The sequence below is a fragment of the Dyella sp. SG562 genome, from assembly GCF_011759495.1.
GTDB classification, from domain to species: domain Bacteria; phylum Pseudomonadota; class Gammaproteobacteria; order Xanthomonadales; family Rhodanobacteraceae; genus Dyella_D; species Dyella_D marensis.
On sequence record NZ_JAAOYS010000020.1, the window covers coordinates 14099 to 38096 of the forward strand.

At 68.7% G+C, this 23998-nt stretch carries 24 protein-coding genes; 12 read left to right on the forward strand and 12 right to left on the reverse strand.

What is annotated here, in order from left to right:
• Nucleotides 1–39: 39 nt before the first annotated feature.
• On the forward strand, nt 40–1407 hold the full coding sequence (locus FHW84_RS22355; protein ID WP_167258591.1) for an FAD/NAD(P)-binding protein: 1368 nt from the start codon (nt 40–42) through the stop codon (nt 1405–1407).
• A gap of 48 nt (nt 1408–1455) precedes the next feature.
• Here the strand turns inward: FHW84_RS22355 and FHW84_RS22360 are convergent, their stop codons facing one another.
• From FHW84_RS22360 to FHW84_RS22370, 3 genes are read right to left on the reverse strand one after another with little or no spacing between them, the layout of a single operon-like run.
• Nucleotides 1456–2475, reverse strand: a complete 1020-nt coding sequence (locus tag FHW84_RS22360; RefSeq protein ID WP_167258593.1) for a zinc-binding alcohol dehydrogenase family protein — start codon at nt 2473–2475, stop codon at nt 1456–1458.
• A gap of 34 nt (nt 2476–2509) precedes the next feature.
• On the reverse strand, nt 2510–3568 hold the full coding sequence (locus tag FHW84_RS22365; RefSeq protein ID WP_343203640.1) for an SDR family oxidoreductase: 1059 nt from the start codon (nt 3566–3568) through the stop codon (nt 2510–2512).
• A gap of 19 nt (nt 3569–3587) precedes the next feature.
• Nucleotides 3588–4781, reverse strand: coding sequence for an MFS transporter (locus FHW84_RS22370; protein ID WP_167258597.1), 1194 nt, complete (start codon nt 4779–4781; stop codon nt 3588–3590).
• Nucleotides 4782–4879: 98 nt separating this feature from the next.
• Here FHW84_RS22370 and FHW84_RS22375 point away from each other — a divergent pair, with 98 nt between their 5' ends.
• Nucleotides 4880–5806: a LysR family transcriptional regulator gene (locus FHW84_RS22375; RefSeq protein ID WP_167258599.1), complete on the forward strand. Its 927-nt coding sequence runs from the start codon at nt 4880–4882 to the stop codon at nt 5804–5806.
• On the opposite strand, the gene FHW84_RS22380 is transcribed toward FHW84_RS22375, so the two are convergent.
• The gene (locus tag FHW84_RS22380) at nt 5803–6180 is read right to left on the reverse strand and encodes a hypothetical protein (RefSeq protein ID WP_167258601.1); all 378 of its coding nucleotides are present in this window, start codon (nt 6178–6180) and stop codon (nt 5803–5805) included. The genes FHW84_RS22375 and FHW84_RS22380 overlap by 4 nt on opposite strands.
• Nucleotides 6181–6364: 184 nt before the next feature.
• On the opposite strand from FHW84_RS22380, the gene pncA reads away from it, so the two are divergent.
• The gene (pncA, locus tag FHW84_RS22385; RefSeq protein WP_167258603.1) at nt 6365–7015 is read left to right on the forward strand and encodes a bifunctional nicotinamidase/pyrazinamidase; all 651 of its coding nucleotides are present in this window, start codon (nt 6365–6367) and stop codon (nt 7013–7015) included.
• Here pncA and FHW84_RS22390 read toward each other — a convergent pair.
• Nucleotides 7012–7197, reverse strand: coding sequence for a CPXCG motif-containing cysteine-rich protein (locus FHW84_RS22390; RefSeq protein ID WP_167258605.1), 186 nt, complete (start codon nt 7195–7197; stop codon nt 7012–7014). The genes pncA and FHW84_RS22390 overlap by 4 nt on opposite strands.
• Nucleotides 7198–7212: 15 nt before the next feature.
• Nucleotides 7213–7689 carry a putative toxin-antitoxin system toxin component, PIN family gene (locus FHW84_RS22395; RefSeq protein ID WP_167258607.1) on the reverse strand — a complete coding sequence of 159 codons (477 nt, stop codon included), beginning with the start codon at nt 7687–7689 and terminating at the stop codon, nt 7213–7215.
• Between the two features lie 173 nt (nt 7690–7862).
• On the opposite strand from FHW84_RS22395, the gene FHW84_RS22400 reads away from it, so the two are divergent.
• Nucleotides 7863–8792 carry a sulfotransferase gene (locus tag FHW84_RS22400; protein ID WP_167258609.1) on the forward strand — a complete coding sequence of 310 codons (930 nt, stop codon included), beginning with the start codon at nt 7863–7865 and terminating at the stop codon, nt 8790–8792.
• A gap of 6 nt (nt 8793–8798) precedes the next feature.
• Here FHW84_RS22400 and FHW84_RS22405 read toward each other — a convergent pair whose 3' ends face one another.
• A complete protein-coding gene (locus FHW84_RS22405) occupies nt 8799–9488 on the reverse strand; it encodes an alpha/beta hydrolase (RefSeq protein WP_167258611.1) in 690 nt (229 codons plus the stop codon).
• Between the two features lie 197 nt (nt 9489–9685).
• On the opposite strand from FHW84_RS22405, the gene FHW84_RS22410 reads away from it, so the two are divergent.
• Nucleotides 9686–10528, forward strand: a complete 843-nt coding sequence (locus FHW84_RS22410) for an META and DUF4377 domain-containing protein (protein ID WP_167258613.1) — start codon at nt 9686–9688, stop codon at nt 10526–10528.
• A gap of 66 nt (nt 10529–10594) precedes the next feature.
• On the opposite strand, the gene FHW84_RS22415 is transcribed toward FHW84_RS22410, so the two are convergent.
• Nucleotides 10595–10975: a YciI family protein gene (locus tag FHW84_RS22415; protein WP_167258615.1), complete on the reverse strand. Its 381-nt coding sequence runs from the start codon at nt 10973–10975 to the stop codon at nt 10595–10597.
• Between the two features lie 377 nt (nt 10976–11352).
• Between FHW84_RS22415 and FHW84_RS22420 the strand changes: the two genes are divergently transcribed.
• Together FHW84_RS22420 and FHW84_RS22425 are read left to right on the forward strand one after the other, a co-directional pair.
• Nucleotides 11353–12696, forward strand: a complete 1344-nt coding sequence (locus FHW84_RS22420; RefSeq protein ID WP_167258617.1) for a carbohydrate-binding protein — start codon at nt 11353–11355, stop codon at nt 12694–12696.
• A gap of 136 nt (nt 12697–12832) precedes the next feature.
• Complete coding sequence (locus FHW84_RS22425) at nt 12833–13540, forward strand: aspartyl/asparaginyl beta-hydroxylase domain-containing protein (protein WP_167258619.1); 708 nt, start codon at nt 12833–12835, stop codon at nt 13538–13540.
• 12 nt (nt 13541–13552) lie between these two features.
• Here FHW84_RS22425 and FHW84_RS22430 read toward each other — a convergent pair whose 3' ends face one another.
• Both FHW84_RS22430 and FHW84_RS22435 read right to left on the reverse strand, forming a co-directional pair.
• Complete coding sequence (locus FHW84_RS22430; RefSeq protein WP_167258621.1) at nt 13553–14557, reverse strand: Hpt domain-containing protein; 1005 nt, start codon at nt 14555–14557, stop codon at nt 13553–13555.
• Nucleotides 14547–15227 carry a response regulator transcription factor gene (locus FHW84_RS22435; RefSeq protein WP_208399927.1) on the reverse strand — a complete coding sequence of 227 codons (681 nt, stop codon included), beginning with the start codon at nt 15225–15227 and terminating at the stop codon, nt 14547–14549. Before FHW84_RS22435 ends, FHW84_RS22430 begins: the two co-directional genes overlap by 11 nt.
• Before the next feature lie 362 nt (nt 15228–15589).
• Here FHW84_RS22435 and pgaA point away from each other — a divergent pair, with 362 nt between their 5' ends.
• Genes pgaA through pgaD form a run of 4 tightly spaced genes read left to right on the forward strand, consistent with a single transcriptional unit; the run spans nt 15590 to nt 21341 of the window.
• Nucleotides 15590–17716 carry a poly-beta-1,6 N-acetyl-D-glucosamine export porin PgaA gene (gene pgaA, locus FHW84_RS22440; protein WP_167258623.1) on the forward strand — a complete coding sequence of 709 codons (2127 nt, stop codon included), beginning with the start codon at nt 15590–15592 and terminating at the stop codon, nt 17714–17716.
• Nucleotides 17713–19617, forward strand: coding sequence for a poly-beta-1,6-N-acetyl-D-glucosamine N-deacetylase PgaB (gene pgaB, locus FHW84_RS22445; protein WP_243868254.1), 1905 nt, complete (start codon nt 17713–17715; stop codon nt 19615–19617). The genes pgaA and pgaB overlap by 4 nt, the downstream gene beginning before the upstream one ends.
• A 6-nt stretch (nt 19618–19623) precedes the next feature.
• Complete coding sequence (pgaC, locus tag FHW84_RS22450) at nt 19624–20871, forward strand: poly-beta-1,6-N-acetyl-D-glucosamine synthase (RefSeq protein WP_167258625.1); 1248 nt, start codon at nt 19624–19626, stop codon at nt 20869–20871.
• Complete coding sequence (gene pgaD, locus FHW84_RS22455) at nt 20868–21341, forward strand: poly-beta-1,6-N-acetyl-D-glucosamine biosynthesis protein PgaD (protein ID WP_167258627.1); 474 nt, start codon at nt 20868–20870, stop codon at nt 21339–21341. The genes pgaC and pgaD overlap by 4 nt, the downstream gene beginning before the upstream one ends.
• 4 nt (nt 21342–21345) lie before the next feature.
• Here the strand turns inward: pgaD and FHW84_RS22460 are convergent, their stop codons facing one another.
• The gene (locus FHW84_RS22460; RefSeq protein WP_167258630.1) at nt 21346–22473 is read right to left on the reverse strand and encodes an MBL fold metallo-hydrolase; all 1128 of its coding nucleotides are present in this window, start codon (nt 22471–22473) and stop codon (nt 21346–21348) included.
• 99 nt (nt 22474–22572) lie between these two features.
• On the opposite strand from FHW84_RS22460, the gene FHW84_RS22465 reads away from it, so the two are divergent.
• Nucleotides 22573–23187: a TetR/AcrR family transcriptional regulator gene (locus FHW84_RS22465; RefSeq protein ID WP_167258632.1), complete on the forward strand. Its 615-nt coding sequence runs from the start codon at nt 22573–22575 to the stop codon at nt 23185–23187.
• Nucleotides 23188–23226: 39 nt separating this feature from the next.
• Here FHW84_RS22465 and FHW84_RS22470 read toward each other — a convergent pair whose 3' ends face one another.
• Nucleotides 23227–23454, reverse strand: coding sequence for a hypothetical protein (locus tag FHW84_RS22470; RefSeq protein WP_167258634.1), 228 nt, complete (start codon nt 23452–23454; stop codon nt 23227–23229).
• Between the last annotated feature and the right edge of the window lie 544 nt (nt 23455–23998).

Here is a 23998-nt window from a genome sequence, read left to right on the forward strand (position 1 = left end):
GGCCTTTCCGCAGCCGGTATCCACCAACAAAGGAGTGGCATGTATCGACGGGTCGCCATCATCGGCGGCGGCGCGGCGGCGGCGACGCTGCTGAGCGAGCTGCTGGACCGCCAGCCGGCGCAGTCCCTGCACCTGGACTGGTTCACCGGCGGCGATGCGCCCGGACGCGGCGTGGCCTACGGCACGCGCTCAGAGCGGCATCTGCTCAACGTGCGCGCGGCTTCCATGAGCATGTTCGCCAGCAAGCCGCGCGGCTTTCTGGATTTCGCCCAGCGCGGCGACCACAGCATCGCCGGCACCGATTTCCTGCCGCGCCGGCTCTATGGCGATTATCTCGAAGCCGAAGTCGAACACGCGCTGGAACGCGCCAAGGCGCTCGGCCATGACGTGCGCGTGATTCCGTTCAAGGTCGACGGCCTGGTGCCGGAACACGACGGCGTCACCATCCTGCAGGGCGAGGAAACCACGCATGTCGACGCGGCGGTGCTTGCGCTGGGCGGCCTGCCGCCGCAGCCGCTGAGCGGCGTGAGCGACGCGGCCATCGCCAGCGGGCGCTATGTGGTCAATCCGTGGTCCTTTCTCGCCCAGGCGCAGCCGGATCCGGCGCCGCGCAAGGTGGTGCTGGTCGGCCTGGGCCTCACCGCCGTCGACGTGGTGCTGGAGCTGGCCGCGCTGTGGCCGAATGCGAGCTTCACCGCGATCTCGCGCCACGGCCTGCTGCCGGAAGCGCACCTGGCCTCGGCCAGCGCGCCCAGCGACGACGGCGCCGACCTGATCGAAGCGATGCAGGCCGCGCCGGATCTGCGCTCGTGGATGCGCCTGCTGCGCGACGCCATCGCGCACAGCGAGGACTGGCGCGTGGTGATCGACAGCATGCGTCCGCACACCCCTGCGCTGTGGCAAGCCCTGCCGCAGGAGGAGCGCGCCCGCTTCCTGCGCCACGCGCGCTGGGCCTGGGAACGCGCGCGCCACCGCATGGCGCCGCAGGTGATGGCGCAGATGCAGGCGCTGGAACAGGCCGGCCGCTTCCGCCGCGAACGCGCGCGCCTGCATGCGGCGGACGTGGAAGGCGACCATCTGCACCTGAGCATTACGCCCACCGGCAGCAGCACGCCGCAGGCGCTGGATACCGACCTGGTGATCCAGACCATCGGCCTCAACACCGACGTGCGCCGCACCGGCCACCCGCTGGTAAGCCAGCTGGCGACCAATGGCCACATCACGCCCGACCCGCTGGGCCTGGGCTGCGCCGCCACCACGGAAGGCCGCCTGTGCCACGACGGCGAGGCCTGGCCGCATCTTTATGCGATGGGTAGCCTGTTGCGCGGCACGTTCTGGGAATCGACGGCGATGCCGGAGATCCGGCAGCAGGCAAGGCAGATGGCGGATCGGTTGCTGGGCAAGTAGAAAGCCCGTCATTCCGGCGCAGGCCGGAATGACGAGCGAGCGTGAGGTTTACGAACCCCAACCGCCCAACACCAATTTGCCGATCGCGCTGCCACTCTCCAGCCGCTCGTGCGCGCGCCGCAGATTCGCCGCATCGATCGAACCGACGTGCTCGCGCAAAGTCGTGCGCAACACCCCCGCGTCGACCAGATCCGCCACTTCATTGAGCAGCTGATGCTGCGCCTTCATGTCCTCGGTCTGGAACAGCGGCCGGGTGAACATGAACTCCCAATGCAGCGACAGGCTGCGGCGCTTGAGCAGGCCGATGTCGAGCACGCCGTCCGGATCGTCGATCAGGCCGAACTTGCCCTGCGGCTTGAGCAGCTCCACCAGCACCGGATAGTGCTGCTCGGTATGCGTCAGGCTCAGCACGTAGTCGACGCCCTGCGGCGCCACCGCCAGTACCTGCGCCTTGAGGTCGCCGCGATGGTCGACCACGTGATGCGCGCCGAGCTCGCGTACCCAGTCCTGCGTTTCCGGGCGCGACGCGGTGCCGATCACCGTGAGGTTGGTCAGACGCCGCGCCAGCTGCACCGCCATCGAACCCACGCCGCCGGCCGCGCCCACGATCAGCACCGCGCCGGTATGCGCCGCGTTGCCGCGCGCGATGGCGAAGCGGTCGAACAGCAGCTCCCATGCGGTGATGGTGGTGAGCGGCAGCGCCGCGGCCTGCAGCATGTCCAGCGTGCCGGGCTTGCGGCCGGCGATGCGTTCGTCCACCACCTGCAGCTCGGCATTGCTGCCGGGGCGGTCGATGGCGCCGGCGTAATAGACCTGGTCACCGGGCTTGAACAGCGTGACCTCGCCGCCCACCGCCACCACCGTGCCGGCCGCATCCCAGCCCAGCACCTTGTCGGCGCCCTGCGGATCGACGCGCTGGCGGATCTTGGTATCCACCGGATTCACCGACACCGCCTCCACCCGCACCAGCAGGTCGCGGCCGCCGGGCCGGGGTTCCGGCAGGGTGACGTCGAGCAGGCTTTCGGCATCGGTGATGGGCAGCGAACGGCGGTAGGCGACGGCTTTCATGGCGACTCCGGAATCAAGTAAGGGGATGGCCGGTTCAAGGGATGATCCTGCGCCGGCGGAAATCGTCGAACAAGGCGGCGAACATGGCGCGCGTATCCACGTACTCGTGGAAACCGAACCGGCGCGCCTTGGAGCCATCGCCGAACATGTCGTAGTCCCAGGAGAACACGAAGTCGGCGAAACGCCACGACGATACGTCGGCATACGCATGCGGCTCCAGTGCATGCCGCGCCTGCATCTGCCGCCACAGCGGCTCCTTGCCGGCCATCACGCTGTCCAGCGACAGGGGCAGCGGCGGTGCGGTTTCCAGTTCGAAATACCTGGCGATGAACGGCCACATCTCGTTCCAGCGGAACAGGTCGCCGTTGTTGATGTTGAAGGCCTGGTTGGCGCAGCGCGCATCGGTGGCGGCCCACACGGTGGCGCGCGCAAGCAGGCCGGCATCGGTCATTTCCAGCAGGCGGTCGTAGGCGCCGGGCTTGCCGGGAAAACGCAGCGGAATGCCCAGCTCCTTCGACATCGACGCATACACCGCGATGGCCAGCGCCAGATTCATCGGATTGCCCAGCGCAAAGCCGCCGACCACCGACGGACGGATCGCCGTCCAGCTCCAGGCCTTGCCCTGCTGCCGCGCTTCCAGCAAACGCTGCTGGTCGTGCATGAATTCCGGCGGCATGAAGTGCGCGTCGGTTTCGCGCGCCGGCGTCTTGAACGGGCCGAGGTGGCCGCCGTAGACCTTGTAGCCCTGCATCAGGCTCACGTGCTGCAGGCCGTTCGCCACCGGCTCGATCGCGTCGAGCACGTGGCGCAGCATGGCCACATTCGGCGGCACCAGTTCGGCCCAGCTGGGGCGGTCCTGGTAGGCGGCGTAGAACACGTGGGTCACGTCGCCGAGCGGCGCGAGCTTGGCGTGCGTGTCGGCGGCATCGAGCAGGTCCACCGCGATATGGCGCACGCGTTCGTCCGAGCTGCCGCCGCGGCGCGAAAGGCCGATCACGCGCCAGTCGTCCAGCGTGCGCAGATGGTCGATCAGATTGCGGCCGATGACGCCTTGCGCCCCGACCACCAGGGCGGTCTTGATCTGTGTGCTCACGAGAGTTCCTTCGAAAGAATCAGGCATGGACCGCGCAGGCGGCCGACGCGGCGCGGCGCCGTTCCAGCGCCATGCTCCACACGGTGACCAGCAGGCCCAGCGCGGTAACGGCCGCGCCGGCAAACCCAAGCGCCGGCAGACCGGGGCCGCGGTCGATCACCGCGCCGCCGATAAACGCACCGATCGCATTGCCCAGGTTGAACGCCGCGATGTTCAAGGTGGACGCCAGATGCGGCCCATCCACCGCCTGCTGCACCACGCGCATCTGCAGCGGCGGCACCGTGGCGAACGCGGCCACGCCCCACACGAACACGGTGGCGATGGCGGCCATGGAGCTGTGCATGGTCCAGGTGAACGCGACCAGGATCAGCGTCAGCGCGATCAGGATCGCCACCAGCGACGGCATCAGGCGCCAGTCGGCCAGGCGTCCGCCGAGCAGGTTGCCCAGCGTGGTGCCCGCGCCGAACAGCACCAGCACCCAGCCGGTGGCGCCCACGCCGATATGCGACTGGCTCTGCAGGATCGGCGCGATATAGGTGAACACGGTGAACACGCCGCCGAAGCCCAGCACCGTCATGGCCAGCGCCAGCAGCACCTGCGGCTGGCGCAGCACGGCCATCTCGCGGCGCATGTCCGGCGCATGCAGGTCCGGCAGCGCCGGCACCAGGCGCCACACGCCGAGCGCCGCGACCACGCCCAGCACCGTCACCGCGCCGAAGGTGGCGCGCCAGCCTGCCCACTGCCCCAGGAAGGTGCCGAACGGCACGCCCAGCACATTGGCCAGGGTCAGCCCGGCGAACATCAGCGCGATGGCGCGGGCGCCCTGCCCGCGCGGCACCACGTGCGAGGCCACCACCGCGCCGATGCCGAAGAACGAGCCATGGCAGAACGCCGCCACCACCCGCGCCAGCATCAGCACCGCATAGTTCGGCGCGACCGCGCACAGCGCATTGCCGGCGATGAACAGGCCCAGCAGCGCCAGCAAGGCATTGCGGCGCTCCATGCGGGCGGTCAGCGCGGCCAGCAGCGGCGCGCCGGCCGCCACGCCCAGCGCATAGCCGGACACCAGCAGGCCGGCGGAAGGAATGCTCACCTTGAGGTCCGCCGCCACCTCCGGCAGCAGGCCCATGATCACGAACTCGGTGGTGCCGATGGCGAAGGCCGCCACCGACAGAGCCAGCAGGGCGGCCCTGGAATGGTCGTGCGAAGTCATCTGCCTGCCTTGGGGAAAAGGGAAGCAGCACTGTGCTACTTGCCGGATCGGACGGGAATTGCCGAAACTGCGCAATCATCTTTTCCGGAAAATTGAAGATGGTCGAACTCGAGGACATGCGCCTGTTCGTGCGCGCGGTCGGCTCCGGCAGCCTGTCCGCAGCCGGGCGCGAGCTGAACCTGTCGCCGGCCGTGGCCAGCAAGCGGCTGTCCCGGCTGGAACAGGCGCTGGGCGTGCGGCTGCTCCAGCGCAGCTCGCGCCGGCTGGCCCTCACCGGCGAGGGCAACTGCTACTACGAGCGCTGCGTCGGCATCCTGGCCGACCTGGACGACGCCAACGCCGCCGTGCGGCTGGGTCAGCTGGAAGTGCGCGGCGCGCTGCACGTGTCCACCGCGCTGGACCTGGGCCGGCAATACGTCGGCCCGCTGGCGGCGCAGTTCGCCGCGCTGCATCCGGAGCTGCGCATGCGCATCAGCGCCTCCGACGCCATGCTCGACCTGTTCGAGCACGGCGTGGACGTGGCCGTGCGCAGCGGCGCCATGGCCGATTCGCGGCTGATCTCGCGCCGCGTCGCACTCAACTACCGGGTGGTGTGCGCGGCGCCGGCCTACCTGGAGAAACACGGCCGTCCCACGGACACCGGCGACCTGGCCCACCACGCCTGCCTGATGCTGCACCGCCCCGGCCGCGGCATCCTGCCGTGGATGCTGCAGACGCCCGAGGGGCCGCGCCCGCTGCGGCTGGACGCCGCGCTCACCACCGACAGCGGCGACCTGATGCGCGAGCTGGCCATCGCCGGCCATGGGCTGGCGTTTAAATCGATCTGGGATATCGCCACCGACGTGCGCGCCGGGCGGCTGGTGCCGGTGCTGACCGACTGCGCCATCCAGGAAGCGCATATCTATGCGATCTATCCCAGCCGCGACTACCTGCCGGCGCGCATCCGCCTGTTCGTCGACCATCTGCAGGGCGCCATGCAGGCGCAGGAAAACGAGGTGCTGGGGCTGATCCAGCGGCGGGCTTAGGCGTCCTTGTCGTCGTGCCTGCGCCGGAACAGCAGGCGCGACAGGAACACGCCCGCCGCCACGCCGAGGAATTCGAAGAACACGCGGGTGCCGACGCCGTCGAAATCGTGCACTTCGGCCAGCTTCACCTTGAGGAACTGGATCGATTCCACGCGGCCGTAATTGAAATACACCATGTCCCACAGGTCGCCGCTGGCGGTCAGCAGCAGGGCCAGCATGCTGGACCAGCCGGTACGCATGCCGTGGGCCCAGTCGTTGCGGTTGCCGATCCAGTTGAACAGCGCATACAGCAGGAAAGCCACCACTGCCGAGATGGCGCCGGCCTCCAGGCCACCGACGATCCCGTAGCCCATCCACGATTGGTCGTAATGCATCTGTATCCCGCTGTCCCGCGTAACCGTTTGCGCATTATGCCTGCAAGGCGGGGATTTCCTCCGGATGTGACGCAGTGCCGGTCGGCGGCCCTCAGCGGTCGGCCCGACGCCCACCGCGTCACACCTCAAGCCGCGGCGGTAGGGCTAGACTCAGCCACCGAGACACCCTGCCCGCGACACCTCCATGCGATACCCCATCAGCCAACGCGCCGCCCTTATCGTTGTGGACGTGCAGCCGGACTTCATGCCCGGCGGCAGCCTGGCCTGCCACGAAGGCGACGCCATCGTGCCGGGCATCCGCCGCCTGCTGGACAGCCGCGCCTTCCGCCATGTGGTCGCCACGCAGGACTGGCATCCGCGCGGGCACGTGTCCTTCGCCAGCAGCCATCCCGGCCGCGCACCGTTCGAACGCATCCCGCTGTACGGCCACGCGCAGACCTTGTGGCCCGAGCACTGCGTGCAGGACACGCCCGGCGCCGCGCTGCATCCGGCCATCGATTGGTCCAGGCTGGATCTGGTGGTGCGCAAGGGCTGCGACCCCCGGGTCGATTCCTACAGCGGCTTCCGCGAGAACTACGGCCCCAACGGCACCCGCCCCAGCACCGAACTGGCCGACTGGCTGCGCGGGCGCGGCGTGGACGAGGTCTACGTATGCGGCCTGGCGCGCGACGTGTGCGTGCTGTGGACGGCGCAGGACGCGGCCGCGCTCGGTTTCACATCCCACGTGCTGTGGGATCTCACCCGCCCGGTCACGCCGGAGAGCGACCTGGCCACGCGCGCCAAGTTCGACCACATGGGCGTGGGCGTGATCGAGACGCTGCCGATCGCGGCTTAAGCGTCGTCCTCGCGCGCCGCGCGCACGCTCGGCGCGCCGTCTTCGTCCAGCGCCACGCTGAGCACGATCGGGCGGCAGCAGACCTGGCAGTCCTCCACATAGGTCTGCCCCTCGACCGAGTCGTCGACATAGATCTCGATCGCTTCGCCGCAGTAAGGGCAATAGATCAGTACCGGTTCCATGGCGGCGACCTTAGCTCAAGCCTCGCCCGGCTGCGCGCGCAGCCAGTCCGCCGGCGTCGCGATCGCAAACAGGCCGTCGCGCAAGGTGCGCCGGCCCAGGCGCAGCACCTCCTTGTCCTTGCTCAGCAGCCAGGCCGCGCCGGCGGCGACCGCGAGCTCCAGGAATTTCTGATCGTCCGGATCGGCGCAGCGCGGCAGGCGGATGCCTGGCACTGCGTTAGATGCTTCAGCGGCCAGACGAATCCAGCGGTCGTGCTCGTCCAGCGCCGCCTGCTGAGCCGCCTCATCCAGCGCCAGCCGCGGATAGGCCAGCACGCGGCGCCATTCCTCGCGGCAGGCGGCATCGGTCACCGCTTCCACCGCACCGTCCGCCAGCGCGCGCGCCAGGCGCGCCACCGCGGGATCGCGGAACACGAACAGGTCGAGGCAGACATTGGTGTCCAGCACCACGCGGTGCATGGCGCCGCGCGCACCGGGCGCAGAAACGGACATGAACGTGGCCGGCCGGAGAACGCCGGCACGGTAGCGGGGATCGTGCGTGCTGTCGAACCGCGCGGCGCAGGTTTTTGAACCTGGCATCTGTCAACGCATCGTGGAATCCTGCGTTGGTCGCTACTCATGGCCATGACGTCCGTGGCCACGCGTTCCCCGGGGAAGCCTTCGCGATGAAACGAATCTTTGTGGTCGGCTGCCCCCGCTCCGGCACCACCGTCGTCCAGGCCATGCTGGCCCGGCACCCCGCCGTGTTCTCGCTGCCGGAGACCGGTTTCTTCGCGCACGTGCACGGCAACCTGGCCTGGCGCTGGGGCGATGCACATGCCAGGCACCGCGCGCCGCGGCTGCGCCAGCGGCTGGGCTTCACCCGCAAGCACGAGCGCGAGCTGTTCCTCTCCCTGCAGCGCATCACCACCGCGGCGCCCGACGCGCTGCCGCGGCCGTCGCTGCGCATGCATACCTTGCAGCGCCGCTTTATCCGCCTGCTCGACGAACTCGCGCTCGCCGCGGAACGCGGCATGTGGCTGGAGAAGACGCCGAACCACTTGCTCTATCTGCCGGAGATCGAAAGCCTGGTGCCGGATGCGCGCTTCGTGCACGTGATCCGCCCCGGCGCGGAAGTGATCGCCTCGCTGATCGACGCCAGCCTGCTGTTCGACGGCAGCGACGACGCCTTCGGCGGCGGCGCGGTGCATTGGGCGCGGCGCTGGAATCGCGCGGTGCAGATCCACCGCAGCTATATGAGCCATCCGCGGCATTACCTGCTGTTCCTGGAAGACCTGATCGCCCAGCCACAGCAGGAATGGAAGCGGCTGTGCCGCTTCCTCGAACTCGACCCCGCGCAGTCGCTGGACGACAACTGCACCCAGGTGATCGCCGACCTCGATCAGGAACCGTGGAAGCGCCGCGCGCTCAACGGCCGCCTGCACGCGCCGCAAAGCAAGGTGGACAGCCTGTTCGGCCCCAAGGTGCAGCGCTGGCTGCAGGCCAAGCTCGCCTCCTACGACGAGCTGCGCGCGCAATGGCTGCAGGCGCGCGGCGCGCACGAACCGCACGCGGTGCCGCGCAACGTGGTGGCGCTGGGCTCCAGCGGCGCCTGATCCGCGCTAGAGCTGTTCGACCGCCTCTTCGATCAGCGCCGCCAGCTCGTGCGGATACGCCGCCAGCGAGGCATGGCTGGAGGCCAGTTCCACGGTCTTCTTCGCGCCGATGCGCTGCGCCATCCATTGCTGCGTCTGCGGCGGAATCATGTGGTCTTCCAGCGACACCTGGTACCAGCTGGGCAGCTGCTTCCAGGCGGGTGCGCCGGCCGTCTCCTCGAAGCAGCGCACGGCGGTGGGCTTCTGCGCGGCGGCCATGATCAGGGCCGCGTCGTCGCCGAGATCCTGGCAGAAGCTTTCCTTGAACAGCTTGCGATCCAGCCACAGGAAGCCGTGCGGGTCGGGACGGATCGCCTTGGCGCCGGCGGGCTGTTCGTCGCGGCCGAGCAGGGCGCCGACCGCTTCGCCTTCGTCGGGCGCAAAGGCCGCCACATATACCAATCCCACCACCTGCGGCGCGCTGCCCGCGCCTGAAATCACCGCGCCGCCGTAGGAATGGCCGACCAGCAGCACCGGCCCTTCCTGCATCTGGACCAGGCGGCGGGTGCGCTCGATATCGTCGGCCAGCGAGGTGAGCGGGTTCTGCACCGCGCTCACGCGATAACCCTTCGCATGCAGCACCGGAATCAGCTTGCTCCAGTGCGAACCGTCGCCCCAGGCGCCATGCACCAGCACGATGCTCGGTTTCTTGCTCATGCGAATTCCTCTGCGGTCGGAGGGATGGCCGGTCGGCCTGACGCGCCAAGGGAGCGCAGGCGGCGTGAAGCCTCCGTCATGACGAAAGCGCAACGCCGGCTATGGCATATGCGCCGGACACGCGGACGCATGCGCCGCCGTGCGCCAACCCCATGGTGCCGCTGCCCGCGTTGAACGACGGTCGATAAGGAGAAGCCATGAACCACCGTCCCCTGCTGCTCGCCCTGCTCCCGCTGGCCCTGGCCGCCTGCTCGCAGACGCCGTCCAATCACGCCAGCCCCGCCGCGTCGGCATCCGCTGCCACACCCGCACCTGCCATCGCCACCACGGCATCGACCTTCGATGCCGGCATCCTCGCCCGCTATCACTGGCGCCTCAGCGCCGCCAGCGCGGCCGACGGCAAGCGCATCGACGCGCTGTTTGCGCGCCCCGACCGGCCGCTGCAGCTGGATTTCGTGCGCGACCGGCTCAGCGTCAGCAACGCCTGCAACCGCCTGGGCGGCCATTTCGAAGTGGAAAGCGGCCGGCTGAAGCTCGGCGCCATGGCGCAGACCATGATGGCGTGCAGGGACAAGGCGCTGGCCGCTCTCGACGGCGCCATCTCGCAGCGCCTGCAGCAGCAGCCGCGGGTGAGCGTGCAGAGCGAAGGCGACGCGCCGAAGCTGAGCCTGGCCGCGGACAACGGCGACACCCTGGTCTTCACCGGCGAACCCACCGCGGAGACACGCTACGGCAGCGCAGGCGAAACGGTGTTCCTCGAAGTGGCCGCCGAAACCAAGCCCTGCAGCCATCCGCTGATTCCCAACAAGCAGTGCCTGCAGGTGCGCGAGCGCAAGTACGGCCAGAACGGCGTCGTGCAGAGCACCGGCGAATGGCAGCCGCTATACCAGGACATCGAGGGCTATACGCACGAGCCGGGCATCCGCAACGTGCTGCGCGTCAAGCGCTTCACCCTCAAGAACCCGCCGGCCGATGCGCCTTCCACCGCTTATGTGCTGGACATGGTGGTGGAGTCGGAAATCGCCTCGAAGAAAAAATAAGCCGACGCGCCAAAACAAAACGCCCACCCGCCGTGCACCGGCGGGTGGGCGTTTTCGCATCCGCGCTCAAGCGGCGACGCTGACGCGCTCGCGCTCCGCTTCCAGGCTGGCCACCGGGCGCACTTCGATGCTGCCAATGCTGGCCCAGGGGAAGGACTTGGCGATCTCGATCGCTTCGTCCATGTCCCTCGCTTCGATCAGGTTGAAGCCGCCGAGGTATTCCTTGGTCTCCGCGAACGGGCCATCCACGATGGTGGTGTTGCCCTGGCGGATGCGCATGGTGCGCGACTGCCTGGGCGCTTCCAGCTTCTGGCTGTCGAGCAGGATGCCCTTGCGCTTCAAGTCGTCGGCCTTGTCCAGGCAACCGCGCATCATCGTGTCGAACTGCCCGTCCGGCAGCTCGGCCAGCATGCTGTCGTCGCAATAGATCATCACCAGGAACTTCATGGTCGTCCGCTCGCGTCGTGGGGAGGACCGCGATGGTAGTACATCCCTCCGCCGGTTCTTGCGGCCGCCTGGCACGCTGGCTGATAACGTTGTCAAATTTCACTTGATCGTCACGCCATGCGCGTTCCGCCCGCGTTCGCGGCCATGCGCAGGATTTCGCGTGCTGCGCCGCAGAAGCGCATTTCCCGCCCAGGTTCACAGTTTGCCGGGACAACAGAAGACAACGTTGTCAGTACCAGGGCGCATGCCGACTGCCCAAGCACGCGCAGCGGCCCGCAAGCGACGGGACAAGGCCGGCGTCCTTCCCTCGGGGACACCGGCCCGGCGGCGCCCTGGCCAATCACTACGCCGCGCCATCAAAGAGAGGAGAACGTCTTATGCATGCCAAGCAACACGTGGGATCGCGCACGTTGTCGGCGGTCCTCGGAAGCACCGCCAGCGCCCTCGCCTATGCCTGCCTGCTCAGCGCCGCGCCGGTATCGAATGCCATCGCGCAATCGCTGCCCGCCTGCGCGGCGGCGTGGAGCGCCGGTACCGTCTACGTCGGCGGCGACGTCGCCAGCGAGAACGGCGTGAACTACAAGGCCAACTGGTGGACGCAGGGCAACGACCCGGCCACCAACAACGGCGGCGCCGGCAGCGGCCAGCCGTGGACGTCGCAGGGCGCCTGCGGCGGCTCGGGTGGAGGCGGTGGCGGTGGCGGTGGCGGTGGCGGTGGCGGCGGCGGTGGTGGTGGCGGCACGCCTCCCCCGCCCCCGGGCACCGGCGCCAACCTGCTGTACAGCCCGTACAAGGACGTCACCATCAATCTCAACTGGAACACCAACACCATGCAGACCGCCGCGGCGACCGGAACGGCGATCCCCGTGGTCGGCAGCGGCAGCCTGTATTCCAACTACGTGCATAACCTCAGCGCGATCACCCTGGCCTTCGCCACCGGCGAATGCGGCAGCGAAAGCTGGGGCGGCATTCCCGGCGCCACCTTCGCCAGCGTCAACGTCGCGGCGCTCTCCAATGCGGGCCTGCCGTACGTGGTTTCCACCGGCGGCGCGGCGGGCAGCTTCACCTGCGGCAGCACCTCCGGCATGGCCAACTTCCTGGCGCGCTACTACACGCCGCAGATGCTGGGCGTGGATTTCGACATCGAAGGCGGACAGTCGCAGGCGCAGATCAATGCGCTGGTGGCCGCGGCGGCCTATGGCCAGTCGCTGCATCCGAGCCTGCGCTTCTCCTTCACCCTGGCCACCCTGGCCGCGTCCGACGGCAGCTACGGCGGCGTCAACAGCCTGGGCGACATGGTGGTGCGCGCGGTCAAGGCGAATCCGTCGCTGACCAACTACACCATCAACCTGATGGTGATGGACTACGGCGCCGCCGGCCCGTCGATCTGCGTGGTGAGCAATGGCGTGTGCGACATGGGGCAGTCGGCGATCCAGGCTGCCAGGAACCTGCAGCACACCTATGGCATTCCACTGAGCAAGATCGAGCTGACCCCGATGATCGGCTTGAACGACAACACCGCCGAGACCTTCACCCTGGCCAATACCGACACGGTGGTGAGCTATGCGGTGAGCAACGGCCTGGCCGGCCTGCATTTCTGGTCGCTGGACCGCGACACGCCCTGCGCCAATGCCGGCTATGCCTCGCCCACCTGTAATTCGGTGCCGAGCACGTCGCCGCTGCAGTACACCAAGCGTTTCCTGTCCGACCTGGGCCGCTGAGCCCGGGTGTGCGGGGCGGCCAGGCCGGCCGCTCCGCACTTTCCTGCTGCTTTCCTGCTGCGCCACGGCGTTACGATGCAGTCACCTTTGGACGAGTATTGCTGCACGTTCCAAGGGCACGGAAACCATCGCCGCCATGAGCCGCCTGTACGACCTCTCGTCGCAAGCGCTGCGCGCACTCTACGACGCCCGCGTCGGCACCCCGCCGGTACTCGACCTGGCCGAACGCTTTCCCGACGGCCAGCGCTTCACCGACGCCTGGATGGCGCTGCGCGACGAGGCGCTGGCGCTCACCACGCACCTGCAGGCAGTGCCGCGCTTCCACGAGCTGATGGCCGAGCAGCGCGCCATCTCCGACAACGACGGCCACGACTGGCGCATGTACCTGCTCAAGGTCTACGGCAACGACGTGGACGAACACATGGCCGCCTGCCCCCTCCTGGGCGAACTGGTACGCACCTCGCCGGACGTGCTCTCGGCGACGCTTTCGTTCCTGGCCCCGCACAAGCACATCCCGCGGCACCGCGGACCGTTCAAGGGCGTGCTGCGCTACCAGCTGGGCCTGTCGGTGCCGGTGCGCGAAGACGGCCAGCCGGCCGCGGTGCTGCGGCTGGCCGACCGCGATTACCGCATCGGCGAGGGCGACGCCATGCTGTGGGACGACACCTTCCCGCACGAGGTATGGAACGACAGCGACCAGTGGCGCATCGCCCTGCTGCTGGACGTGCGCCGCCGCCAGCTGCCGCCGGACATGGCCGTGCTGTCGCGCCTGCTGATCGCCGGCATCGGCGCGGTGGCGCGCCGGCGCCTGCCGGCCATGGTCGCCGCCGGCAGGAACGGCTAGGCCGGGAAACCGTCAGATCGACGCGCAGCGCAGCGCGTCTTCCAGCACCGACAGCAGGCGCTGCAGCCGTATGGGGTCCGGCACGGTGCGGCGCGCGGCGGACTCGATCCGCGCGGCCAGCGCGCAGACGTCGTGCTCGCCCAGCACCACGGTGCCGCCCTTGATGCGATGCGCATGGCGCACCACCGCCGGCCAGTCCGCCGCCGCCAGCGCGGCGCGGATCGCCGCCGCATCGCGCAGGCCTTCGCGGAAGAACACGGCGACGGCTTCGTTCTCCTGCGGCGGCGTGCCCGTGCAGAACCGCTGCAGTTCGTCCAGCGACCAGGGCCACTCGACCCAGGCATCGATATCCGCCGGCGCCGGTGCGGGCGATACGGCGACGTTGCGCAAGCCGGCGATGCGCGCCGGCGCATGGCCGTCCTTGCGCTCCAGCAGGCGCAGCGAGGTGACCAGCGCCACGCGGTCGACCGCGGCCGCGCCGCCCAGCCACACCAGCCCGTAGTGCCCGGCGATGGAGGCGCCGGCGACCGATGCGTCCGCCGCCGTATCGCACGCCACGCCCAGCCGGGCGAACTGCGCGGCCAGGATGCGGCGGCGCGCGGGATGATCCTCGACCAGCAGCGCGCGCTCCCGCCCCACGGGCGGTACGGGCGCCTCGGTCGCCTCGCTGCCGGCGACATCGAGCTCGAATGAAGAACCCGCCGCCGGATCGTCCGCATAGGCCTCCACGCGCAGCCGGAACGCCCCCTCGTGCGACGTCCCGCGCCACAGCGCGAGCTGGACGCTGCCCGCGCCCGCGCGCAGGGCGACGCCTTCCAGCGCCAGATCCAGCAGCTGGCGCAGGCGGGGCTCGTCGAGGCTCAGCCAGGGCAAGGCGCCGCAGGGCAGCTCGATGCCGGCATCGATACCCATCTTGCGCAGCCGGCGTGCCTGCGCCTGCACGCAGGCGCGCGCCACGGCCAGCGCATCGCAGCGCCCCATCGCGTAGGTGGCGGCGGACGACGCTCTACGCCGCATTGCGCGCCTGCAGCACGTGTTCGCGCATCTTGAACAGCTCCGCATCGCTCAAAATGCCCAGCTTCTTGTAGGCGGTGGACTTCTGCGTGCTGATGGTCTTCAGGCTGCGATTGAACTTGATGGCGATCTGGCTCACCGACATGCCGTCCAGGAAACAGCGCACCACCTCCCACTCGCGCGGCGACAGCGGCGATTGCCGGCGCGTCGGCAGCGCCTTGGCCAGGAACGGCGGCAGATAGGTTTCGCCGGCCACCACGCGGGCGATGGCGTCGGCCATCTCCGCGGCCGGCTGGTGCTTGGCGAAGAAGCCGTTGGCGCCTTCGCGCAGCAGCATGTTCACGGTGACCCGCTGGCAGTGCCCCGACACCACCAGGATGCGCAGCTCCGGATAGCGCGAGCGCAGCGCCTTGACCAGGGCCATGCCGTCGAGGTCGTCCTGGCCCAGCGCGTAGTCCAGCAGCACCACGTCCACCGGAATCTCGGCCAGCATGGTGCGCAAGGTGCGGCTGCACTGGTGGCTGCCCACCACGGTGACCGCGCTGACCTGGCGCAGGTGCGAGACCAGGCCCTTGAGGATGAATTCGTGGTCGTCGAGCAGGGCGACGCGGATCAGGTTGCGCTGGTTCTTGCGGGTCAATGCAGGGGCTTGGTACGTGTTGGGAAAGTTCATGACGGGCACCTTGTTGAGGACCATGCGGACCAGGCGCGGCGCAATCCGCGGCTGCATGAAAATTGCAGCACGCACGCCAGCGCGGCATCCATGGGATTTCTCTGAAATGCCTGCTCTTTGCGATGTTCGTTGCCTAGGACTTTTCTGATTCCGCCGGGGTACCGATCCGGGAAAACTCTTCCTCACCGGCGACCGGCCCACGACCGCTACGGTGGTCCAGGGCAGACGACACGGCTCGCCAGATGCCTTCCCGCATGCCACGGACGTCATGCGTCGACCCTGTGTCGGAGGCAGGCCGCGCTCTACCCCGGCGCGGCCTGTCTGGAAACTTTTCGATGCCGCTCGACCCGCGCATGACGCGAATGCGTCCCCAAGGCCACCGGCCGGCGCCGTCCGACGAGCGCCACAGCAGCAGCGCAGCCATGTATCCAGTACCGCCCCGACAACGCGACCGTTCCGCGCCAGCCAGGACCGGCCGCGGCGCGGGGTGCGCGGCGCTGGCTACGCTGGCTTTCGCGCTCGGCGGCGCCTCCCTGCATGCAAGCCCGGCCAATGCGCGCGACGAGCTGCTGTCGCGCGCACGCTCGCAGCACGAAGCCGGCCATCGCCTCGAGGCGCTGGCCGCCTGCGAAGACCTGCTGCTGCGCTGGCCCGCCGATGCGGACGCGCAGCGCCTGCGCATCGCGCTGCTGGCCGAACTCGGCGCCGCCGGCCGCGCGCTGGAACTGGCGCAGCAGTTGTCCACCCCGCTGCCCGCCGCCGAACTGGCCCGGCTCCAAGCCGACGCTGCCGCGCACCAGGCGCGCTGGGCGCAGGCACTGCCTGCCGACACGCGCCATCCCTATGTGGAAGCCGACCGCGCGCTGAGCGTGCGCGGCGAGTCGCCCGCCGACGATGCGATCGCCGCGGCCGACCGCATGATCGCCCTGGCACGCGCCTCGCGCAGTGCCGAAGCCGTCGACGCCTATCGCACGCTGAGCCGCCGCGGCGGCGCGCTGCCGGCCTACGCCGACGCGCCGGTCGCCGATGCCCTGCTGCAGCAGCGCCAGCCGGAGCAGGCCATTCCGCTCTACGAAGCGGCGGCGCAGGCGCACTCCGGCCCGTATTCCGAAGATGAAGCCGATCCGCGTATCGGCCTCGCCCATGCTTATCTCGAAGCCGGCCGCCATCGCCAGGCGCGGCAGTGGATCGACGGCGTCGCCGCCAGGGAACCGGCGTGGCTGCCTTCGCCCGGTTCCCTGCGACCGCGCGCCAATCCGCACAAGACCGAGGCCGATCTGGCCGCCGCCCTGGTACGCCAGGAAACCTGGCTCTATCGCGAAGCCTGGCAGCGCCTGCACACGCTGCGCGCGGAAGGCCCGGCCAACGCGCCGGTGTGGAACCAGCTGGCCGACGTGGAACGCGCGCGCGGCTGGCCGCGCCGCGCGGAAAACACGCTGATGGGCGCGGCGGGCCTGGACCCGGACGACACCTCGATCCGCCTCGGCGCCATCGAAGGCTGGCGCGATTTGAACGACTTCCCGCGCGTGGAACCGGCCATGCGCGAACTGGAAGCCGTGGTGCCGCGCGAACCGCAGGTGCAAATGGCCCGCCAGGCCTGGGATCGCCAGCGCGGCTGGCAGTTCGACCTGGAACACGATCGCGGCCGCGGCGGCTCGCCCAACTTCGGCGATGCCGACCACGAAACCCAGGCCACCCTGCAAAGCCCGCTGCTCGACGACCGCTGGCGCCTCTACGGCATCACCCGCCTGGCCTTTGCCAACCTGCCGGAAGGCCACGCGCAGCGCGAACGCCTCGGTGTCGGCCTGCGCGGCTATGCGCGCGGGCTGGAAGCCTATGTGCAGCTGCTGCCCGCCGTGGGCGGCGCCACTCGCCGCACCGCGGTGGAAGCCGGCCTGCGCTGGCTGCCGGACGATCACTGGACCTATGCGCTGGACTGGAGCAACACCGGCGACGCCGACGTGCCGCTGCGCGCGCACTACTACGGCATCGCCGCGCATGCGCTCGACGCGTCGGCGCAATGGCGCGCCAGCGAGCTGAGCGCGATCAAGCTCAGCGCCAACGCCGACCGCTACAGCGATGGCAACCGGCGCTACGGCTGGGAAGCGGCGTGGACGCAGCGCGCCTACACCGCGGCGTGGTTCACCGTGGACGGCGGACTGCAGGCCGGCGCCACGCGCAACTCGCGCAGCGACGTGCCCTATTACAGCCCCTCGTGCGCGCGCTGGGCCGCGCTCACCGGGCGCCTGGAAAACCTGCTCTACCAGCGCTACGAGCGCAGCTGGAGCCATCGGCTGGAGCTGTCCTTCGGCAGCTACGACGAATGCCGCTACGGCAGCGGCTGGATGGCGAGCGCGCACTACGGCCAGCGCTGGGCGCCGCGCGGCGGCCTTGCCTTCGGCTGGGGCATCGGCTGGAACAGCCAGCCTTATGACGGCAAGCGCGACAACCGCGTGATGCTCGACCTCACCGTGCATTGGGGCGAATGACCATGCCGCGCTGGCGCCACGCCCTGCTTCTGCTGCTCGCCCTGGCCGCACCCGCGGCCGGCGCTGTGGACCGCCTTGCCGCGGTGTCCGGCCCCGTGCCCGCACGCGCGCCGTTGCCGCCGCTCATCGTCTTGAACTACCACGACGTGCGCGACGATATCCGCGACGCCGGCCGCCGCGACAGCACGGCGATCAGCACCGACCACTTGATCGCGCACTTCGAATGGCTGCGCGCCAACGGTTTCCGCATGGTGAGCCTGGACGACGTGATCGCCGCGCGCCGCGGCGAACGCGCGCTGCCGCCGAAGGCCGTGCTGCTCACCTTCGACGATGGCCTGATCAGCTTCTACACCCGCGTTTTCCCGCTGCTGCGCGCCTATGGCTACCCCGCGCTGTTTGCCGTGGAGAACTCCTGGATGGATCTGCCGGAGGGCAAGCGCTTCGACTACAACGGCGAGAGCTGCGGGCGCGAATGCTTCGTCAGCTGGGCGCAGGTGCGGGAAATGCGCGCCTCCGGCCTGGTGGAAATCGCCTCGCATACCGACGACCTGCACCAGGGCGTGCTCGCCAATCCGCAGGGCAACCTGATGCCGGCGGCGATCAGCCTGGCCTACGACCCGAAGAGCGGCTACGAAAGCCCCGAGGCTTACCGCGCACGCATCCGCGCCGACCTGGCGCACAGCGCCGACGAGATCGCCCAGCACACCGGCCGGCACCCGCGGGCCATCGTATGGCCGTATGGCGCATACAACCGCATCGCGCAGGGCGAAGCGGCCGCGCTGGGCATGGATGTCTCGCTCAGCCTGGACGACGAGCCGGTGCAGCTGGCGGAAGGGCGCAATATCCCGCGCCTGCTGGTCTCCGACGACATTGGCGTGCAGGGCCTGGCTGCGCTGATCTACCGCCAGCGTGCGATCGATGCGCAGCGCGTGGTGCAGGTGGACCTGGACTATGTCTACGACGCCGATCCCGCGCAGCAGGAAAAGAACCTCTCCGCCCTGCTCGACCGTATCCGCCGGCTCAAGCCTTCCCAGGTGTGGCTGCAGGCGTACGCCGATCCGGATGGCGATGGCGTGGCCGACGCCGTGTACTTCCCCAACCGCCACCTGCCCATGCGCGCCGACCTGTTCGCCCGCGTGGCCTGGCAGCTGCGCACGCGCTGCGAGGTGGAGGTGTATGCATGGATGCCGGTGCTGGCGTTCCGTTTTCCGCAGGCGAATGACTTGCCGGCGCTGGGCCGCGGCAAGGATGGCGATCACTATCGCCTGGCGCCGTGGGATCCGCGCGTGCGCGCATTGATCGGCGACGTCTACGAAGACCTCGCCATGCACGGCGGCATGACCGGCCTGCTGTTCTCCGACGACGCCTACCTGCGCGACACCGATGCGCTCGGCCCGCTCGCATCGGACACGCCGGCGCAGCGCACGCAATACCTGATCGGCTTCACCCGCGAACTGGCCGACCGCGCGCGGCAATGGCGCGCGCAGCTGAAGACCGCGCGCAATCTCTACGCGCGCCCCGTGCTGCAACCGGCCTCCGAAGCCTGGTTCGCGCAAAGCCTGGCCGCCTTCAACGCCGCCTACGACTACACCGCGCTGATGGCCATGCCGCAGCTCGACCAGGAACCGGCCACCGACGCCTGGTTCAAGCGCCTGGCCGCCGCCGTCGCCGCGCAGCCGCGCGGCATGGACCGCACCGTATTCGAGCTGGCCACCGCCGACTGGCGCACCGGCGGCAAGCCGGTGCCTGCCGACGTGCTGGGTGCGCGGCTGCGCCTGCTGCAGGCGCAGGGCGCGCGCCACCTCGGCTACTACCCGGACGACTTCGTCGCCGGCCGGCCCGCGCTGGAAGCGATCCGGCCATATATCTCCGCGGCCGAACATCCCTACCGGGAACCGTGAGGCGGCATGCGCGAGATCATGGACGTCCTGCTGGACTACGCCTTCTACTACCCGCTGCTGATGTCCTTCGTGTGGATGAGCGGCGGGCTGATCTATTACCTGCGCTGGGAACGCGGCGAACCGCTGCGCGTGGAACCGCCCGCGCTGCCGCACGCACCCTTCGTCACCCTGATCGTGCCCTGCCATAACGAAGGCGAACAGGTGCGCGAGACCATCGCCCACCTCGATGCGCAGCGTTATCCGCACTTCGAGATTATCGCGGTCAACGACGGCTCCACCGACGACACCGGCGCCCAGCTCGACGAACTGCAGAAGCAGTATCCGCGGCTGCGGGTGATCCATTTCGCCAGCAACCAGGGCAAGGCGATGGGCCTGCGCATGGCGGCGATGGCGGCGCGCGGCGATTTCCTGGTCTGCGTGGATGGCGATGCGCTGCTGGACGACTACGCCACGCACTGGCTGGTCAGCCATATGGTGAGCAGCCCGCGGGTGGGCGCGGTCACCGGCAATCCGCGCATCCGCAACCGCTCCACCTTGCTGGGCAAGCTGCAGGTGGGCGAGTTCTCTTCGATCATCGGGCTGATCAAGCGCGCGCAACGCGTGTATGGCCGCGTGTTCACCGTGTCCGGCGTGATCGCCTGTTTCCGCCGCAGCGCGCTGCACGACGTCGGCTACTGGAACACCGACATGGTGACCGAGGACATCGACATCAGCTGGCGCCTGCAGATGCGCCACTGGGACATCCGCTACGAGCCGAATGCGCTGTGCTGGATCCTGATGCCGGAAACCCTGCGCGGCCTGTGGAAGCAGCGCCTGCGCTGGGCGCAGGGCGGCGTGGAAGTGACCCTGCGCTACCTGCCGGAACTGCTGCGCTGGCGCCGCCGCCGCATGTGGCCGGTGGCGCTGGAATACCTGCTGAGCCTGGTGTGGGCCTACGTGATGCTGGCCATCGTGTCGCTGTGGCTGCTGGGCAAGTTCGTCGCGCTGCCGGCGGCCCTGCATATCGCCAGCCTGCTGCCGCAGTGGCATGGCGTGGTGCTGGGCATCGTGTGCCTGCTGCAGTTCGGCATCAGCACGCTGATCGACCGCCGCTACGAAACACGCGTGGGCCGCAATTACTACTGGATGATCTGGTATCCGCTGACCTACTGGCTGCTGAGCACCGCCACCACCGTGGCGGCCCTGCCGAAGGCGCTGCTCAAGCGCAAGGGCACGCGCGCGGTATGGGTCAGCCCCGACCGAGGCATACGATGAAAGCCGAAGCGATCGTGATCCACCGCCCCGAGCGCCAGCACCCCGCGCGCCGCCTGCTGTTCACCACCGCCACGCTGATGGCATGGATGGCGTGGATCTCGCTGTGGCTGCCGCTGGCGACCCTGCTGGCGTGGGCGCTGGGCGTGCGCCTGGGCTACGTCGAGATGGTGGTGCGCGAGCACGGCCACGGCGGGCAGGACCTGGCCAGGCTGCTGTTGCTGGCGGCGCTGTGCGCGGTGGTGATGCTGGCCTGGTCGTCCTACAACTACCTGCGCTTCGCCCATGTCGACCGGCGCCGGCGCAGCCGCGCGGTGGACCGGCGCGCCATGGCCGGAGTGCTTGGCGTGCAGCAGGAAACGGCCAGGTGGATGCAGCGCGCGCCGCGGATGGTGCTGGAGTTTCCCGACGGCGGCGATGTGTTCCATCGCGAAGACGACGACGCACTGAACGAGCGCGCCGTCGCCTGCTGAACGCTCAGCGTGCGTCGTGGCCCGCCGCGGACAGCAGCGGCGCGGGACGCTTGGCGGGCGCTTCGAACAAACGCCACCAGCGTTCGCCCGCGTGCGGTGCGGCCAGGTCCAGGCGCTCGCCCATGCGCGGAGTCGACAAGGCAACGCCGCGTTCGGCGGCCAGCGCCGTCACCTGCTCGAACGGGTCCTGCCAGCGGTGCATGGCCAGGTCGAAAGTGCCGTTGTGAATCGGCATCATCCAGCGGCCGCGCAGGTCCAGGTGCGCCTGCACCGAGTCGGCCGGCTGCATGTGCACGTAGGGCCATTGCGCGTCGTAGGCGCCGGTTTCGATAAAGGTGACGTCGAACGGGCCGAGGCGCTCGCCGATCGCCTTGAAGCCGTCGAAATAGCCGGTGTCGCCGCTGAAGAACACGCGCAGGTCGCCGTCGATGACAGCCCACGAGGCCCATAGCGTCTTGTCGCCGTCGAACAGGCCGCGGCCGGAGAAATGCTGGGCCGGCGTGGCGACGAAGCGCATTCCGTCCACTTCGGTTTCCTGCCACCAGTCGAGCTGGCGGACCTTGCCCGCATCCACGCCCCAGGACACCAGGCGGTCGCCCACGCCGAGCGGGGTGAGGAACACCTCGGCGCGGTCGGCGAGGAATTCGATGGTGCCGCGGTCGAGATGGTCGTAATGATCGTGCGAGAGCACCACGCCGCGCAGCGGCGGCAGGTCCTGCAGCGCGATCGGGGGCGCGTGGAAACGCTTCGGGCCCATCCACGAGAACGGCGAGGCGCGTTCGGCGAACACCGGATCGGTGATCCAGAAACCGCCGCGCAGTTTCAGCAGCAGGGTGGAATGGCCCAGGCGATACAGGCTGCGGTCCGGCGCGGCTTCCAGCTGCGCGCGGGTGAGGCGCTGCACCGGCAGCGGCATGTCCGGCACCGCGTCCTTGGGCTTGTACAGCATCATGTTCCAGATGATCCGCAGCATCTTGCCCAGGCCTTCCGGCGGGCGCGGACGCGGGTTGCGGAAACGGTCGCCGCCGCGCTGCGGCGAGACCTCGTAGCCGCCCAGAGCGGCACGCGCACGGCGGCTGGCCAGCGTGGCCAGGATGATGGCGAGGGCGAGCAGGCCCAGCACGATCTTCATAGGGATTTCCCGGGTTCAGGGGGACGGGGGAGGAAACTACACCGAGCAGTGTAATTTCTTCGCGAGGCAAATGTAAACCCATCAGTGTAAAATCCGGGCATGCCGACCCCGACCCGCCCCATCCGCCTCACCGACCTCAAGCGCGCCGCCATCCTGGAGGCCGCCATCGACGAGTTCCGCTCCGCCGGCTACGAAGCCACCAGCATGGACCGCATCGCCGCCCGCGCCGAAGTCTCCAAGCGCACGGTCTACAACCACTTTCCCAGCAAGGAAGTGCTGTTCATCGAGATCATGCACCAGCTGTGGGAGGCGAGCCGGGAGGGCGAAGAGCTGGTCTACCGCCCCAACCTCCCGCTACGCGACCAGCTGCTGGAACTGGTGGGCCACAAGATGCGCCTGCTGCACGGCGAGGCGTTCGTCTCGCTGGCGCGCGTGGCGATTGCTGCGGCGATTCATTCGCCGGAGCGGGCGCAGGCGATGGTGGCGAGGATGAATGAGCGCGAGGAAGGACTTACGGTGTGGTTGCGCGCCGCCGCCAAGGACGGGCGCCTGAAGATCAGCGACCCGGATTTCGCCGCGCACCAATTGCAAGGCATGGTGAAGACCTTCGCCTTCTGGCCGCAGATCACCCTGGGCCAGCCACCGCTAAAGCCGAAGGAGCGCAAGCGCGTGGCCGAATCCGCGGTGGATATGTTCCTTGCGTGGTATGCGTAAGGGTGCGGGCGGGAGCCACTTCTCGCCCGATCACGGGCATTACTTGCGGCGCAGCCCCTCTGGCTCAAGAGATGGATGCTCGAGGTAAATGGGCGTCAGCACTTCAAGATAAGCCTCCCCCATCACTTTCGCCGCAGCCAGCCGGTAGGTTCTGAATTCCTCGTCGGAGCAGCACTCCTGGACGTCGAAGATGCTGTCGTTGATCTGCTGCGAGATGGCGATCATGAGGTCGCTGATCTGTTTGGCCATGTCGAAGTTCTTGATCACGTCTATCTCCCTGGACGATCAGTCGAGATTGCCAGCTTCTCGACATTCAACGTTAGCGTCTTCGCGGTGATCTGCGTAAAGCAGAATACCGTTACGTTCGTTTAGCTTTGATCATATTCTCGACTTCAGCGACCAATTCCTCAGGCCCCGTGATCGAAAGGCCAACATAGGTCTCTGCTTCAACGAGCAATGACTGACCTCGCACTTGTACCGACATGCTTTCTACTTGCTGGGATCCGCCAACTCCCCACCTTACCGGACCAAAGGTCGCTCCGAGCTCACTCAGAACAGTCTTAAGATCAGTTCGAAGTGAATCATCGAACTCGCGCCCCAATACTGCCGTGCTCGACATAGCTTCATCCCTAATTAGCAACCGCGATCCTTTCGGCCGGAGTAAGGTCCGGAACCAGTTAGGGCTTCCGCTAGAAATGGCCTGTACTTAACTACCACCGGCCCTGAGGTATCCCCACGTTCTTCACGCCACCACCCGCATCTGATCCAGCACAGCTGGCGGTAGTGAGCGTAGCCGTTCAATCCATCGAGA